This window comes from Desulfobacterales bacterium (assembly GCA_034003325.1).
Lineage (GTDB): Bacteria > Desulfobacterota > Desulfobacteria > Desulfobacterales > JAFDDL01 > JAVEYW01.
Map to the genome: position 1 here is coordinate 105,578 of JAVEYW010000006.1, position 15,445 is coordinate 121,022.

14 protein-coding genes are annotated in these 15,445 nt (G+C 50.9%); 6 read left to right on the forward strand and 8 right to left on the reverse strand.

Going from position 1 to position 15,445, the window contains the following annotated elements; all coding sequences use genetic code 11:
* Window positions 1-75 precede the first annotated feature (75 nt).
* Together RBT11_08100 and RBT11_08105 are read right to left on the reverse strand one after the other, a co-directional pair.
* A complete protein-coding gene (locus RBT11_08100) occupies window positions 76-1,743 on the reverse strand; it encodes a ribonuclease J (GenBank protein ID MDX9786723.1) in 1,668 nt (555 codons plus the stop codon).
* A gap of 133 nt (window positions 1,744-1,876) precedes the next feature.
* Window positions 1,877-2,209, reverse strand: coding sequence for a hypothetical protein (locus tag RBT11_08105; GenBank protein ID MDX9786724.1), 333 nt, complete (start codon window positions 2,207-2,209; stop codon window positions 1,877-1,879).
* 327 nt (window positions 2,210-2,536) lie between these two features.
* On the opposite strand from RBT11_08105, the gene RBT11_08110 reads away from it, so the two are divergent.
* Window positions 2,537-2,974, forward strand: coding sequence for a DUF2914 domain-containing protein (locus RBT11_08110; GenBank protein ID MDX9786725.1), 438 nt, complete (start codon window positions 2,537-2,539; stop codon window positions 2,972-2,974).
* Between the two features lie 9 nt (window positions 2,975-2,983).
* On the forward strand, window positions 2,984-4,408 hold the full coding sequence (locus RBT11_08115) for a diadenylate cyclase (protein ID MDX9786726.1): 1,425 nt from the start codon (window positions 2,984-2,986) through the stop codon (window positions 4,406-4,408).
* On the opposite strand, the gene RBT11_08120 is transcribed toward RBT11_08115, so the two are convergent.
* The 6 genes from RBT11_08120 to surE all read right to left on the reverse strand — a co-directional run bounded on the left by RBT11_08120 (window position 4,405) and on the right by surE (window position 10,734).
* Entirely contained in the window at window positions 4,405-5,400 is a 996-nt protein-coding gene (locus RBT11_08120) for a potassium channel protein (protein ID MDX9786727.1), read from the reverse strand. The two genes, RBT11_08115 and RBT11_08120, sit on opposite strands and share 4 nt — an antisense overlap.
* 139 nt (window positions 5,401-5,539) lie before the next feature.
* On the reverse strand, window positions 5,540-5,728 hold the full coding sequence (locus tag RBT11_08125) for a 4Fe-4S binding protein (GenBank protein MDX9786728.1): 189 nt from the start codon (window positions 5,726-5,728) through the stop codon (window positions 5,540-5,542).
* Window positions 5,729-5,899: 171 nt separating this feature from the next.
* A complete protein-coding gene (locus RBT11_08130; GenBank protein ID MDX9786729.1) occupies window positions 5,900-6,901 on the reverse strand; it encodes a hypothetical protein in 1,002 nt (333 codons plus the stop codon).
* A 29-nt stretch (window positions 6,902-6,930) separates the two neighbouring features.
* On the reverse strand, window positions 6,931-9,213 hold the full coding sequence (locus RBT11_08135) for a cysteine synthase (GenBank protein MDX9786730.1): 2,283 nt from the start codon (window positions 9,211-9,213) through the stop codon (window positions 6,931-6,933).
* 23 nt (window positions 9,214-9,236) lie between these two features.
* A complete protein-coding gene (gene tmk, locus RBT11_08140) occupies window positions 9,237-9,887 on the reverse strand; it encodes a dTMP kinase (GenBank protein ID MDX9786731.1) in 651 nt (216 codons plus the stop codon).
* 61 nt (window positions 9,888-9,948) lie between these two features.
* Window positions 9,949-10,734 (reverse strand): 5'/3'-nucleotidase SurE, encoded by a 786-nt coding sequence (gene surE, locus RBT11_08145; GenBank protein MDX9786732.1) that lies wholly within the window; start codon window positions 10,732-10,734, stop codon window positions 9,949-9,951.
* A 203-nt stretch (window positions 10,735-10,937) separates the two neighbouring features.
* On the opposite strand from surE, the gene lptD reads away from it, so the two are divergent.
* The 4 genes from lptD to holB all read left to right on the forward strand — a co-directional run bounded on the left by lptD (window position 10,938) and on the right by holB (window position 15,431).
* Window positions 10,938-13,343, forward strand: coding sequence for an LPS assembly protein LptD (gene lptD / locus RBT11_08150; protein ID MDX9786733.1), 2,406 nt, complete (start codon window positions 10,938-10,940; stop codon window positions 13,341-13,343).
* Window positions 13,344-13,449: 106 nt separating this feature from the next.
* Window positions 13,450-13,977 carry a UpxY family transcription antiterminator gene (locus tag RBT11_08155; GenBank protein ID MDX9786734.1) on the forward strand — a complete coding sequence of 176 codons (528 nt, stop codon included), beginning with the start codon at window positions 13,450-13,452 and terminating at the stop codon, window positions 13,975-13,977.
* Window positions 13,978-14,059: 82 nt separating this feature from the next.
* Window positions 14,060-14,335, forward strand: a complete 276-nt coding sequence (locus tag RBT11_08160; GenBank protein MDX9786735.1) for an HU family DNA-binding protein — start codon at window positions 14,060-14,062, stop codon at window positions 14,333-14,335.
* Window positions 14,325-15,431, forward strand: coding sequence for a DNA polymerase III subunit delta' (gene holB / locus RBT11_08165; GenBank protein MDX9786736.1), 1,107 nt, complete (start codon window positions 14,325-14,327; stop codon window positions 15,429-15,431). Before RBT11_08160 ends, holB begins: the two co-directional genes overlap by 11 nt.
* Window positions 15,432-15,445 lie beyond the last annotated feature (14 nt).

Sequence of the window (15,445 nt, forward strand, 5' to 3'; positions counted from 1 at the left end):
CTGCTTGATATTGTTATGTTCGTCATACCGGTTGCCGAAGCTGCCGGGACGCTCCCGCCATTATCCTCGAATTCGCTATATTTCAATAATAAAAGGGAGAATAACGGGACGCCGCTTAATGGTAAAGTAGAAATATTGCCGCAGGGAAGATTTTATTCTTGCCCGGATTTCATTGATTCGATTCGGGGCATCAGGCCTTATTTCCTCGATTATTTCAAGGATGACACATTGCGCGTCCGCCAAAAGATGCCCGGTCTGGGTTTCAAAAACAAATCCTTGGGAAACAAGTTCCGGACCATAGACAATGATACCGGTTTCTTCATCAAGGGCCATATTGACCACCACCAGTCCATCCTCTGACAGGTGTTTGCGTTCCTTTAAGACGCTTCGCCCCACATCCCCGATCCCTTTGCCGTCAATAAAGATTCGGCCCGTTGTGACGCGCTCGGGCAAGTGTGCGCCGTGTTTGTCGAACAGAATGACCTGTCCGTTTTCCGTAAGAATCACGTTTTTTTCAGGAATGCCGACCTGGCGGGCCAAGCGGCTGTGTAAAACCAGGTGCCGATACTCGCCGTGAATCGGAATGAAATACCTGGGGTTGGTCAGCTTGATCATGAGCTTAAGCTCTTCCTGAAACGCATGCCCCGAGACGTGAATGCCGGAAATTTTCTCATAGATAACATCTGCGCCGCGTTTATACAGATTGTTGATGATGCCGGCAATGGCCTTTTCGTTGCCCGGAATAAATTTGGAGCTCAATATGACCGTGTCTTCCGCTTTTATTTTAATCTGTTTATGAGCGCCGGCGGCCATGCGGGCCAGCGCGGACATGGGTTCCCCCTGGCTTCCCGTCGTGATGATGACCAGTTGATCATCCGGATAGTTGTCGATCTCGTCAATTCCGATTTCCATGCCTTTTGGAATATCAAGATAGTGAAGCTCCTTGGCAATGCCGATGCTGACCTCAATGCTTTTTCCGTTAAAAACGATTTTGCTCCCCCGATCCTTGGCGATATTGACCACCTTCTGAATTCGGGCGATGTTGGAAGCAAACAAGGCGACAATAATGCGACCGGTTTTGCCGGCGATGATCTGCCGAAGCGTATCCCCGATCTGGTCGCCGGAGAAGGTGTACCCTTCCTTTTCCACATTGGTGGAATCGGAGAGCAGGGCCAGCACGCCTTCTTCCCCGTATTGAGCAAACCGGTTAACATCCGTCGCCATACCGGCCAGTGCCGTGTGGCTAATCTTAAAGTCCCCCGTGTGAATGACAACCCCGAGGGGGGTTCGAATGGCAAGACCCACCCCATCGATTACGCTGTGGCTTACCCGGATGAACTCAATCTCGAACGGCCCGATTTTTAATGTTTCCCGCGGCTTTACTTCGTGAAGATCCACCACGCCAAGCAATTCGTGCTCTTGCAGCTTATGACGCACGATGCCGAGCGTAAACGGTGTGCCGAATATCGGCACCGTTTTGATTTTGAGCAAAAAGGGCAGGGCGCCGATATGATCTTCATGGGCGTGGGTGAGAACCACGGCGCTGATCTTGGAAGCGTTTTGCTTGAGATAATCCATGTCCGGCGTCACAAAATCGACACCGAGCATATAGTCTTCCGGGAACATCAATCCCGCGTCCACAACGAAGATGGTGTCCCGGCATTCAAACGCCATCATGTTGAGGCCGATTTCCCCGAGTCCGCCCAGGGGAATTATTTTGAAATGGTCATGAGGGTGATTCATCTGCTTTTATCCGATCATACCGGCCGGGGGGATGTCTTTTTTCTTGCAGCCATTGGCCGAAGAAGGCAGTCGCCCGATTTACGGTTTGTTATCGATGGTTGTCGATATGCGTTTGTATGCGGAGCAAAGGGTGTTATGCATACAGACCGAGTTCATCAAATATGCCATCCGCCCAACCGATGAGCCAGTTACGCTGCGCTTCCGTGGCATATGCCATGCAATCACACTGCATTTTGTGACGGGTTCGAATCAATAGCTCACAGGATAGATGATCGGGCGAGAGCACAACCGCAAAAAACATCGGCCGGCACTCGGTATGGGCCTTCTGAAGATCGGTTAATAGCGCCTCTTTCAGTTCAAGCCAGTACAGCCCCTTTACGCCGGAGGACTCCAGGTGTGCATCCAGGTATGCTTTCACGGCTTGGTAGTCTTGGTATCGCAGCCCATCAATAACGTAATGTTTCATAAAAAGCCCAATTATCACAGTTTATTGTAGCATGCAAGGCGTATGTTGGTGCGGATAAGCGGCTGCAGATCAATTGACTTTGCAATGAGTCGCCATATAGTGTATCTTCCAAAAATACGTACGGTTTAGCACAATCTGGCAAAGCCATATCAGCCCCTTTTTTGAAACTTGCTTGAAAAAGCGTGTGGGCTTCGGAGGTAGGTTGTTGTGGCTGCCCAGCTTCCGGCTTTTTCGGATTAGGTTACAGGCGGAAAAGGCGGCCTGGCCTTTGAAGCCGGAATCCAATCAAACCCGTTAGCGCCCCTTCGGCGAAAAAGAGAGCGGAGTGTGAAAAAAAAGTTTTTTCTTGCCGTCCTTGTTTTTTGTGGAACCCTGATCGGTTGCCCACGGGGATCATTTTTTTTATGGGCCCAAGATCCATCCGAACCCGCAGACTCGATGCGCTATGCACTGACGAGCGCCGTCATGTGTGAAGGAATTCAAGAGGAGATCCCTCTGAATCCGACCATTGTCTTTTCGGTCGGACATGGAAACGCTTATTGCTGGAGCGCATTTGATCAGATAGCCCAGAAAGAAATAATATATCATTTCTGGTATCGAAAAGATAGGCTGGTAGCGAGCATCAAGCTGGTTCTTCAGCCGCCTCGATGGGCCACTTACAGCAGCATTCGGCTTAGAGACGCGGACAAAGGCCCTTGGCGGGTTGATATCACGGATAGTGACAACCATGTTCTGAAAACCCTTAGATTCAGTATTTCGGATTAGCGTATCGGTATGTCGATTGATTTTTTTTATACGATCCACTGGCAGGACGTGGTGGATATTGCGCTGAACAGTTATATTCTTTACCGATTATATACCTTGTTTCGTGGTACCAACACTTTCCGAGTCCTGATCGGAATCGCTTGCCTGTGGTTTATTCAACGCATTTCTTCGTCCATGGGCTTTTTGGTTACCAGCTGGGCGTTGCAGGGGATTACAGCGGCCGCAGCCCTGATCATTATCGTGGTTTTCCGTAATGAAATTAGGTCGGTATTTCAAACTCAAAACTGGCAGGCGCTTTTTTGGGGATCGCCAAAAGGGGCCGAGCACTCCGATGCCGATCAGATTGCCGATGCCCTGTTTGCGCTGGCGGAAAAGCGGATCGGTGCGATCCTCGTGTTCCCTGGAAAAGAAGACCTATCCGAGCTGATTCACGGCGGAATTCCCTGGCAGGGCACTGTCTCAACCGAAATGATCGTGAGTATCTTCTGGCCCGGAAACCCAGTTCACGATGGCGCGGCTGTCATTATCGGCAATCAGATCAAAACCGTCGGCAGCATATTGCCCCTTACCGATCGCACGGATTTGCCCTCTCACTGGGGAACCCGGCATCGCGCTGCCGCGGGGCTTACGGAGAGAAGCGATGCGCTGGCCGTGATTGTTTCTGAAGAAAGAGGGCGGGTGATGATGTCCAAAGGGACCGTCATCAGCGAAATCAAGACACCCCGCGAAATGAAACTGACGTTGCAGTCGCATTTGAACATTCAGGAGAGCCCGGAAAAAGGTATTCAAAGCGAAAAATTCAGAAAGGCGATGGTTGCGGTACTCTCATTTGTTCTGGTGGCGAGCGCCTGGGTCGGTTTAAGCCGGGGCCGTGACACCTTGATCAGCCTGGATGTTCCCATTCATTATCAGAATTTGCGCACCGGAATTGAAATTGTCGAGACTTCCGCCAATACGGTCCGGCTTCAATTGAGTGGATTCAGTACGTTGATCAATGCGGTTCGGCCGGACCAAATCGCCATCAAAATCGATCTGGGCGCTGCCGAGCCCGGAAACAATACCTTTCAGATAAATGCGCCCAATGTCTCATTGCCGCCCGGTATTGCGTTGACGGGATTAAGCCCTTCCCGTGTGGAGGTGCTTCTTGATGCCGTGACCACCCGAACCTTACCGGTGCAGGTGGATTGGACGGGGAAGCTGCGCGACGGGCTCTCGCTTACAGCGGTTCGGCTGGAGCCATCAGTGTTGGCGGTCAAAGGCCGCACACAATTGCTCGACGAATTGAAGACCGTTTATACTGAAAAAGTACCTTTGGATACCATAACGAAAAGCGGATCGCTGGAGGCCAAGCCGGTGCTCGAGGATGCCGTTCGTTTGGGGGAGGGACAGAAAGGGACCATTATTGTTCACTATGAGGTGACACAAAGAAACTAAGTTATTACGATATGCTGCATCTGATGAAGGTCTTCTTTTTTTCCGATGGCCACAATCACATCATTGGCCTCCAGAATTTCAGTCGGCGCCGGGTTAAAAACCATCCGGTTGTCCGGCTTTTTAATGGCAACAATAATCACGCCGAAATTACGGCGGATATTGCTGTCCACCAGGGTTTTTCCGGCGATCGGGGACCCGGTGCCGATCACGGCTTCCTCCATGACAAGGCCAAGCTTGCTGTTCATTAACGCCGTATCCAGAAAATCCACCACGGTGGGGCGCTTTAAGACCTCCGCCATTCTCTTTCCGCCGATCATATAAGGGCAGACCACTCGGCTGGCACCCGCGCGAAGCAGCTTGGTTTCGTTTTTTTCATCGGAGGCCCTGGCAAGAATGAAGATGTCCGGCCGAAGCCCTTTGGCGGTCAGCGTAATATATACATTGTTGGCATCGGAATGGACGGCGGTGACAATACCCCTGGCGCTGTTTATTCCCGCCTTTATCAGGGCTTCCTCGGAGGTGGCGTCCATGTTGAAATAAAGGTATCCGAGCGCCTCGAGGTCCACGTTTTTTTCCGGATTTTGTTCAACAATCACAAACGCGATGTTATCCTCGGAGAGTTCGCTGCTGATGATTCGGCCGATTCGCCCGAATCCACAAATGATCCAGTGATTTTTTAGTCCGGCAATGTTTTTTTTCAACTTGTGCCTCCCCAATATAATGCCCAATTCCCCCTCAATCAGCATTTGAACGAGTTGACCCAGGGTGTAGGTGCCGACGCTGATGCCGGTGATAATGACGATGATGGTCAAGAGCCGCCCGGCTTCCGATAGGGGTTTTATTTCTGAAAAGCCCACTGTACTGACGGTAATGAGCGTCATATAAAATGCATCAAAGACGCTCATGTCTTCCAGAAAGGAGTATCCGATTGTACCGCAGGAAATGATAAGAAAGAAAAGCGCCAATGATACTCTGAGCTTTGAATAATCCATATTACCCGTTCAAGTGGATAGACCGCGGGTTAAAAAATCAATGACGGCATCGGCGATGGTTGTATGAAGGGGGGGATTTTAACTCCCCCCCGAATGTCTCCGGTAGCGGATCCATCCGGAGGGGTACGTTGCGATGAAATCAGGTCTCTTCGATCGTAATAGCGCCGGGCTCACATACTTCGACGCAGCTTTCACATCCCAGGCACTCTTCGGCATTGACGGGGCTGGACTTGTCGTCCACCATCTCGAACACTTCCACCGGGCAAACATCGACACACTCTTCGCAGCCTTGGCATTTGTCTTGGTCAACAATCGGGTTAAAAGCCATTGAACAAATCTCCTTTCTTAATAGTTGGTGAAGGGTGATGACACCACCCAAAATAGCCATGATGACAAACGAGTCCCTTATATCAATTGTTTCGGCCAGTCAACCTTTCTTATAGCGACCCGGCAAATAAACGGATTTATGGCCGGGTCAGGGGAAAGCGCTTTGGTTCTGTCATGAGACCAGTCCGACGAGGGTATTCACCTGAAGTGTCTTTATGACATGATGGGCGGATGCATCGGATTGAACGCCCGTAACCGCAGACAGAAACTCGGAGGGTGTTCGGTTGGGGATAACCGCTGTTTTCATGGACCCCTGCGCGCCGGTTGTGTGGGGGGGGACGTCTGTTTCCATGCCGGTCACATCCGTTGCTCGTGCCAGTTGGACGAGGCGCGAGACGCCTTTGCCCTTCACCAAATCAAGCTGATCCTGTGCGATATCAACAAATATCGTGTTTTCCGGCGCTTGTTCACTCAGATGTTCAAAAACAGGGCGGCTGTGAGTAATCAGAAGGATGGGCGTGGAATAGCAGGCGGGCTTTTTATCGCCGGAGGAAAGGTCACAAAAAAATAAACGCGTCCAAGCGGCGAGCCGCTCAGCCGGCATGTAGGCATCCTGATAGTTGTCCGAAGCGGATACCGGGGAAACCGAATTTTGAAAAAGGGTGTCTTCATCGCCTGTTAAATTCTTGAAAAGGGCGTTTTCCAGGCCAATGGACGCTTGCAGGCAATGTTCGATATCCTCCTGGTGGCGGTCAAAATCCTGAGCGAATTGCAAAAAGAGGCAGGCCTGAATGAGGCGCTCTTTTTGCGCGATGAGCTGGTTGGCCGGTTGGTTGTCCTCTTTGAGTTGGTGAGTGAGTTCGGATCGAATGATAAAGGAGGACGAGTCTTCGACAAAGGGTAATTTTTCGAATTGATAATGTGTTGCTTCGCCTTTTCGATGGCCATGGCGTTCCCCGAAGGATCGAAATGAAGTTAAGCCGGATTCGATCTCCGATTCAAATTCAGCGGCTGGCACGCGAACGTCCAGCCATCCCATATCCCGCTGTCGCAGGGTGGCTTCGTCGATATGCCGGGCGGTTGGCTGATAAACGGTCATTTTTTTGAAACAGGCCGACAGCGTGTTGGCCAGATTAGCGGATAGGTGTGTGTATGGAAAATAGATCGCTTGCATGATATTCTCGTGATTTTTGGTTCGTTGTGTTACACTTTCTGGTCTTGAACACAAATGTTCAGGGCCGCCAGTTCGTCCCGGAGTTTATCGGCCAAATTCCAGTTTTTTTCCTTACGGGCAGCTTCGCGGGCCTGAATCAGGCTTTGAATGTGGGCATCATTCCGCGGCCGGCTGAAATCAAAAATCTGAAGAACGGAGTTGATTCCTTGAAAACAATCCAGTATTTTTTCGGCGTCCGTTGGGTCGATACGCCCCTCGGCTATCAGCCGGTTGATCTTTTTAACTACCTTAAAGAGAGAAGCGATGGCCGCGGAAATGTTGATATCCATATCCATGGCGGAGACAAACCCTTGCTTTAGGTCATAGAGCAGTTGGTTCAACTCGAGGTAGGGTTGGCCCGCCGTTATGCTTTCAAGTGAGTGAATGCAAGCGTCCAATCGGCCTAAAGATCGCCGGGTGCTTTCAAGCTGTTTGATCGAAAAAAGAATCGGCTTTCGATAATGGCTGGATAGAAGCCAGTATCGAATTTCCCTGCCGCTGTAACCTAACTCCGTTAAGCCGTTTAAGGTCATGCGGGCAGTATCTCCCACTTTTTTCCCGTCTACTCTTACCTGTTCGCAGTGAAGCCAGTAATTGGCCATCGGTTTACCGGTCAGCGCTTCGGACAGGGCGATTTCGTTTTCGTTGTGGGGAAAAATAAGCTCGCGGCTGCTGATGTAGATGTCGAAATTATTTCCAAGGTATTTCATAGCGATAGCGGTGGATTGAATGTGCCAGGACGGCCGGGCGTTACCCCATTGCGTTTTAAAGAAAAGCCCTTTTTTTAACTCGGATAGGGTGATTCGCTTCATCAGGGTAAAATCCCTGGGATTGTCCTTTTCGTATTCATCCAGGTCCACGGTGGCGCCAAGCTTTATTTTGTAGATATCAATGCCCGATAGTTTGCCGTAACCGGAGAACCGGGAGATATCAAAATACAGAGAACGAAGTTTTTCGTAAGCGTATCCTTTCGTTGCCAGCCGCTCGGCCAGGTGAATCATATCCTCTATGTTTTCACTTGTTCTGGGGTGCTTAACGTTCGAATGAATGGTCAGCAGGGTAAGGTTTCGCTGGTAGTCTTCCAATTGCTGACGGGTAAATGCTTCGAGGCTGGTGCCGGCTTTCTCCGCATCCTGAATGGTTTTGTCATCTAAATCGGTCACATGGACCACATGCGACACCTCATATCCCCGGTAGGAAAAGTAACGACCCAGAAGATCCGCGAAAACGAGCCGGCGGTATTCCCCCAGGTGCATTCGCGTGTGCGCGGTGGGGCCGCAGGTGAATAGGGTGACTTTTTCGGGCTGAATGGGTCGAAACCAAGCTTTTTCGCGCCGCAACGTGTCAAAAAGGATCAGATCAACCTTATCCTTTTCTGCAAAAAGGGAGGTGCTTAAATACCGCTCTCCGCCATCGGGAAAAATGACGACAATGATGCCTTCGCTCATGACGGCGGCCTGTTCACGAGCGACCACCATGGCGGCGCCGCTGCTCATTCCAACGAAAATGCCTTCTTTACGAGCCAGTTGCCTGGCCATTTCATAGGCGGGCTCGTCCTCCACGTTCACCTTGCTATCCAGACGACTTTTTTCAAAAATGCCGGGGCAATAGGCTTCTTTCAGGTTTTTAAGGCCCTGTAGTTTATGCCCTAAATAAGGCTCTACGCCCACAATCCGAATGGCCGGGTTGTATTCCTTTAACCTTCTGGATAACCCCATGAGGGTGCCGGTCGTCCCCATGGTCGCCACCAGCATTGTGATTGTTCCCTCGGTTTGCGCCCAGATTTCGGGGGCCGTGCCGTAATAATGGGCTTTATAATTCGCTTCGTTATTGAACTGGTCCGTTACAAAATACTGATCCGGATGCTCTCTGGCCATGCGGTAGACTTCTTCAATGGCACCGTCCGTTCCCAGATGCCCCGGGGTAAGAAGAATTTCGGCGCCGCGGGCCTTAAGGATCTTGCGTCGCTCTTCACTGGCGGTTTCGCTCATGGCCAGCAGAAGCTTGTATCCTTTTACCGCGCAGACCATGGCCAGGCCGATGCCGGTATTTCCGCTGGTTGCTTCAATCACCATCTTGTTCGGCGTCAGCTCGCCGGATTCTTCCCCGGCCTTTATCATGTAATACGCTGCCCTGTCCTTAATGGAGCCGCCCGGGTTCAGATATTCGAGTTTTGCGAAGATACGAACCTTCGGGTTCGGGCTCAACTGTTTGATTTCAACCAACGGCGTGTTGCCGATGATGTCCAGAATGGTTTTCCCTTCCATCGTCATGGGGCTTCGAATACCTTTTCGGGTTATGCTGTTTTGGCCGTTTGGCGCATGGCGGCCGATAGCGTTCGAATGATTTGTCGTGTGACCTGGTCCTGATCTTGTTCGGCGTCGATAATATGAAACCGGCGAGGTTCCCGCTTTGCGAGCGCCAAATAACCGGCGCGCACCCGTTCATGAAATGCAACGGCTTCCTTTTCAAATCGTGTTTCCATATCACGGCGTTGCCCCTGATGAATCTGTTGCCAGGCGCGGGCCAACCCGACGGCCGGGGGCAGATCCAAGAGCAGGGTGATGTCGGGCGTCAGCGTAGAAAAGAGCAGCGCATGCAGCCGGTGAATTAAGGCAATGTCCTGCTGCCGGGCATACCCTTGATAGGCGGCCGTGGCATCAAAAAAACGATCACAAACAACGGTTTTCCCGGCCCTTAACCACGGTATAATGGTTTCATGGATATGCTGTGCCCGATCCGCCATATACAACAGCAGTTCCGCCATGGGGTCCAATCCGCTGCTTGCCGGATCTAGTAGAATTGCCCGAATCTTTTCGCCGATCTGAGTGCCGCCGGGCTCTCGCGTGATGGCGCAATCCAGACCGATGGACTCAAGGTAGGTAACGATTGGGTTGACCTGCGAGGTTTTCCCGGACCCCTCAATGCCTTCCAGAGTGATGAACATAAAATTAAGAGACCTATTCGACGCTGCTTGAAATGTTATTGCCGACCTTTTTTCCGAGTCATCATTGGTTGCTTTTCAGCACAATATTCCATGTCTTTAAATCATCCATAAGACCGTAATCCGTCATATCGCATTTGATGGGGGTAATGCTGATATAGTTATCTTTCAAGGCGGCGCCGTCCGAATCCGGATTGACAAATCCACATTGGGTATCGCACCCCGGCCAGTAATAAGGACGGTTTCGCGGGTCATTGCGTTTTTCATAATAATCTCCAAGGAGCGAAATGGACTGGCTGCTTACGCGCACGCCGGATATCCGGTCCATGGGCACGCCCGGGAAATTAACATTTAAAATGGTGCCGAACGGGAGTCCCTTTTCCAGCGTTTTTTCGGCCAAATCCGTAATAAACACGGCTATGCCGGCCAAGTGATGCCGGGGGCTTTTTTCCGCGGAGACTGCAATAGCCGGCAGTCCGTACAAAGCGGCTTCCCTGGCCGCGGACACGGTTCCGGAGTAGTTGATATTAATGCCCACATTGGCCCCCTGATTGATTCCCGAAATAACGATGTCAGGCTTGGTTGCCAGCAGTTCCAGAACGCCCAACTTGACGCAATCCGCGGGAGTGCCGTTTACGGCAAGACCTTCGCCGCTGCCGTTCATGCTGACCGAGTGGACCCGAAGCGGTGAATGCAGGGTGATGCCATGGCCTACCGCGGTCCGTTCCCGATCCGGTGCGACAACGGATACCGAATGGCGCAAGGCCAACTCCTGTTGGAGTGCCCAAAGCCCTTCGGCATAAATTCCGTCATCGTTTGTCAGTAGTATTTTCATCGGTACTGAATACAAGGCGAAAGGTTAATCCCCTGCCAGTTATGTTTCGGCATTTTGAAGCTTCTAATAATGGATCACCCTACATCTATATCTTGACTTTTTCAATAATTATTGGCTTTATACGAAGATTTGAACCGTTCGTTGTCCGTTGATTTTCCGGTCCCGAAGACTTAAGGGGGCCTGCCAACCCCTTACCTTAATTATAAGGGATAACGCGCATGCGTAATACCGGCCGGTGCCACTTGAGAAAGGGGCTGAAAAGAACTTTGAAGAAAAAGACCTGCCATCATTTGGCCGATTTATGCCACAAGCCGTCTTGCATTCGGGGGAAACAAAACCCGCTCTCACTGTCTTTCCAATGGTTGTTTTTTATTTTCGCAGCTTGCTGGTTGCTATCGTTCGGCAGCCTGACGAATGCCGCTGATCTGGAAAAATATTTTGAGGCGGACCCCTCTTCTCCCTGGCGGATCAACGCGGACAACATGACCTATGATAAAAACACCGACCAGACCACTGCCAGCGGCAATGCGATTATTCAAAAGCAGAATGTGCGGCTTACCGCGGATGAAGTTCGCTATAACCGTACCAGCCTGAAAGGAGAGGCGCAGGGAAATGTGACGATTACCTCAGGGGCGGATGCGCTGACCGGTGAGCGAATGGAAATGGATTTATCGACCGGCACCGGAACGCTCTATGACGGCACGCTTTTTTTGAAAGAGAAAAATTATCATGTCTCGGGCCAAAAGATTCAAAAAACGAGTGAGAATGAATATTCCGCTGAAAACGTGAAAATTACCACCTGTGACGGTGATGTCCCCGCATGGTCCATCTCGGGGCAAACGCTTGATGTCACGCTGGATGGGTATGGTGTTGTTCACCATGCGGTATTTCGGGTGAAGGACATTCCCCTTCTTTACACGCCCTTTTTTATGTTTCCCGCTAAATCCAAACGTCAGTCCGGTCTGCTGATGCCTCAGTTCGGCAGTTCTGATCGAAAGGGGGCCGAGTATATTCAGCCGTTCTTTTGGGCGATTTACGAGAATTCCGACATGACCCTTTACGAGCATTTCATGGGCGAACGGGGAAATAAACTCGGATTGGAGTATCGTTATGTCTTGAGTGAAGATAGCCGCGGCACACTTATGGCGGATGGATTCAAGGACCGAAAGGTGGATGACGGAACTGGAAGCACCACCGCGGATTACGGGTATCTGGACGGTTACGGGCTTCGGCCCAATTCCGACCGTTACTGGTTCAGAGCAAAACATGATCAGGCGCTTCCCTTCGACATCTCGGCTCAATTGGATCTGGATATTCTCAGCGACCAGGACTACCTGCATGAATTTAAATCCGGATACGCCGGTTTTGATGACAGCGACGCTAATTTTTTAAAGTATTTCGGACGGGATCTGGAAGATTATAATGATCCGGTTAGGACCAACCGGCTGAAGCTGAACCGGCTTTGGTCCAGTGTCAGCATGAACACTGAGGTTCGCTGGCTTGATGATGTGGTTGCGCGCCGCCGGAACACGGAAGATGAAACGGTGCAGCGACTTCCCGAAGTATCGGTTGCCGGTGCCCGGCAGACCCTCTTCAACATGCCGCTATTCGTTGGATTTGAAACCGAATACGCCTATTTTTACCGGGAAGACGGAACCCGGGGCCATCGGACGGATGTTTATCCGCGGTTTTATCTGCCTTATCGTTTCGGCAACTATCTGAGTGCGGAGCCATCGGTCGGGCTGCGGGAAACCGTATGGCATCTGGATAAATTTGATGACTTTATAGGGGATACAGACCGGACCATGAACCGGGAGACCTATGATTTTAAACTCGATTTTTCATCGGAACTGCACCGGGTCTATCCTATCGACACCGACTGGGCCGATCGAATGAAGCATATCATGCGGTTTCAGGTCGGATATGAGTACGTGCCCGAGCTCAGCCAGAGCAAATACCCGGAATTTGATGAGATTGACCGTCTTGAAAACAGAGACCTCATTGTCTATTCATGGACGCACAGTTTCGTTACCCGATCGATCATTCAACGGCCCGAGGACGCCAAGGGAACCGGGAAAGATCTTCCGGATTACGATTATCACCAGATCGCGCGGATAAAATTTGAACAAAGCTATGATATTTTCAGAGAGGATGAGGATCTTCCGGAACCTTTTTCACCCATTACGACCGAGATAGAATTTAGCCCCTGGCAGAGCATCTCTTTGCTGGCGGATACGGCGTGGTCCGCCTATGACCATAAATTCATTGCTCATAATGTGGCCTGCCGGCTTTCCGATACCAGAGGAGATGAATTTTATATTGAACGCCGTTATAGGAAGGATCAGCTGGAAACGATTTACATGGATGTGGTCATGCAGGCCACTTCATGGCTGTGGGTGTACGGGAATTTCGAACGAAATTTGCTGGACAGTCGGGATATTGAGAAAGGTGCCGGCGTTTCATTTAAAGCCGGATGTTGGTCCGTTAACATCGGATACGCCAAGGAAGACGAAGACGAGCAGTTATTATTCTCCATATCACTTTATGGATTGGGGGAATTTGGCTCTGGCGGCCGCGCCATCGGGAAAACCCCTTATTACGAGCGCTGGGATAGGACCGATTAAAAACCCGATTTTGAACGGCTTGACCCGGCAACAAAGAAAACAATCATGGCGTTTAGCCAGCGGATGGAATCGACGACAGCCCGTGTGAAAAAAAGAGACAGTTGATATGAGTGGAGATAATCTGACACCCGCTTGGTATGTGCTGCATACGAAGAGCCGTTTTGAAAACGTAGTGCATGACGGGTTGGTTAAAAAATCGGTGGATGTATTTTTGCCCAAGGCGCTGGTTCAGAGTAAACGTAAGGACCGGAAAAAAATGATTCGGGTACCGCTGTTTCCGGGATATCTTTTTGTCAAAACGGATCTGAATCCTTACGCTTACCTGGAAATTCTTAAAACCGTCGGCGCCGTGAGGCTTATCGGGAATAAAAACGAACCGATTTCCGTCGCAAACGATGTGATCGATTCGCTCAAAATAATGGTCAGTGGGGAGTTTCCGATAGAGACGGGGAACCGATTCCAACCGGGAGACCGGGTGGTGGTATTAAGCGGGCCTTTCACGGGTATCGTCGGGATTTTCGTTCGCTATAAGGGAAGCGGGCGAGTGATCGTGAATGTGGAGGCGCTCGGCCAGTATGCGGCCGTGGAGGTTGATGCGCAGGATGTGGAAATCCAGCCGGCATTTCTATCATAACTGCTTGACTTCCTATTAACACCCGGTTAATAAAAAGGAATATTAATTGCTGAATACCAGCTTCAGGGCGCAAGGAGGACATATGAACAAATTGGAAATTATTGCGGCATTGAAAAACGATGCAAACATTTCCAAGGCAGAGGCGGCAAAGGTGGTGCAGTTGTTTTTTGACAATATGGCCGATGCGATGGCTCAGGGAGAGCGTGTAGAAATTCGCGGCTTATGCAGCTTTTTTGTAAAAGAGTATAAAAGCTATACGGGGCGAAATCCCAAAACCGGCGATAAAGTTGTCATCAAGCCCAAACGCTTGCCGTTCTTTAAGTCCGGAAAAGAATTAAAGGAACGGGTTGATAGTTAATGGCGTGATCGGGTTTGCATGCATTAAAGATCAGCAACAGCCTATCCGTATTTTGACCGCCTTTTCCCGGGCAGGTAAGATACCGCATGCCATGCTATTTACGGGCAGTGACGGTGTCGGCAAGCGAACCACGGCTTTGGCCTTTGCCATGGTATGCAACTGCACGGGCAACCGGGTTTCCACCGGTTTGAATCCAGGCGATGACGCTTGCGCCGAGGCTGGCGCGGATGAAATGGCCGGGTTGCCGATGGCATGCGGACAGTGCCGCTCTTGCAAGAAGATTCAGGCCGATAGCCACCCGGATGTCATTCGAATTGCGCCGGTTGGACAATTTGTTCGGATCGCCCAGATTCGTGAATTGCTTCATATTCTGGCCATGAAGCCGTATGAGGCGAGTTGGCGGGTGGTGATTATTTCCGATGCTCACGCCATGAATTCGGAGGCGGGCAATGCCCTTTTGAAAGTTTTGGAAGAGCCTCCGGACCGAACGATTCTGATTTTAACCGCTCGTGGTACAGCAGACCTTCTTCCTACCATTGTTTCCCGCTGCAGGCGAATTCGATTCAATCCCCTGTCCAGGCAAAGCCTGGCGGCCTTGTTGATTGAAAACCAGGCATTACCCGCTGACACAGCCAATGCACTGGCCGCGATGGCGGACGGTAGTTATGGACGGGCGCTTCGTTTTTACCGGCAAAACTGGTCCGATACGCGCCGTTGGCTGATTGATGCCGGCGGGTTTCTGGAGGTGACGCCTTCCACCAAGCGTTCGATATCGGTCCTGATGGCTTTGGCGCTTCGATTGGTGGAGAATAAACATAAATTGATGGATGCAATGGATATGTTAACCATCCTTTACCGGGATTTGGCCGTGTGTGGATTTCGGCGGGGGGCAATCATGAACGAGGACCTTGCGAGCAGAATTCAGCGCGCCGCCGAACATATGAATGAGACGGATATCCTTTTACATATGGAGGCAATCGAGACGGCCCGTAAGCATATTCAGGCAAACGCCAATGCCCGGCTGACGGTTGAGCGCTTATTGATGCGCTTGGCGGGCCATCTGCCGGCAGCCGCTCGCGCCATCGGATCGGCTTGATCCGGTTCAAGAAT